Origin of the sequence: Gilliamella sp. B3023 (genome assembly GCF_026536845.1) — a bacterium.
Lineage (GTDB): Bacteria > Pseudomonadota > Gammaproteobacteria > Enterobacterales > Orbaceae > Gilliamella > Gilliamella apicola_E.
Map to the genome: position 1 here is coordinate 1 of NZ_JAFNNH010000077.1, position 584 is coordinate 584.

Genomic DNA, 584 nt, shown 5'->3' on the forward strand with positions numbered 1-584 from the left:
AGGCAACAGGCAACTTGGCCAACCTATAATTTAAATTCGCCAAATTCAAACTCTCAGCCTATTTTTTTTCATTCCAGTTTATTAATCGACGAAAATTTAAGATCGCGTAGTCGATCGTTGCGCCGATCGTTATTTCGATCATCATTTGGATCATCATTCCGATCATCTCGTCGATCATCTCTCGGATCTAAATTACGCCGACAGATCTTTTTATCGCTCGGCTTTTTGCTAATACCTTTTTATTCCAGCCATGCATTAACCGTTAAAACCTCAAATATAATTCAGGGTAATGCGCCTTATTTAACTTTCGATGGTGGTAGAACAAGAGCGCTTAATATTGAAGTTTTGCTCGGTATTACACTCTCTAACGGAGAACAGTACACGGCTAAAACCAATACTTCATCATCTTCAAACCCCATTGAGTTACCGGTTGCAGGTCAAAGTTTTGCTGATATAGATATGATCTTTCCAACGAATGTCGATTTAATCACTTTAAAAAAGCTTATTGGTCCGCCCAATAATTATTGGTGGGATGATGACGGTGATGGTGAGATTAATGTTAATGGTTTTTTAGAGTTATCTCT

The 584-nt window shown here is 38.0% G+C and carries 1 protein-coding gene; it reads left to right on the forward strand.

The features are described 5' to 3' along the window. Positions 1-117 precede the first annotated feature (117 nt). Positions 118-584 (forward strand): hypothetical protein (locus J3U16_RS12045; RefSeq protein WP_267343222.1); only part of this gene is annotated, 467 nt, incomplete at its 3' end.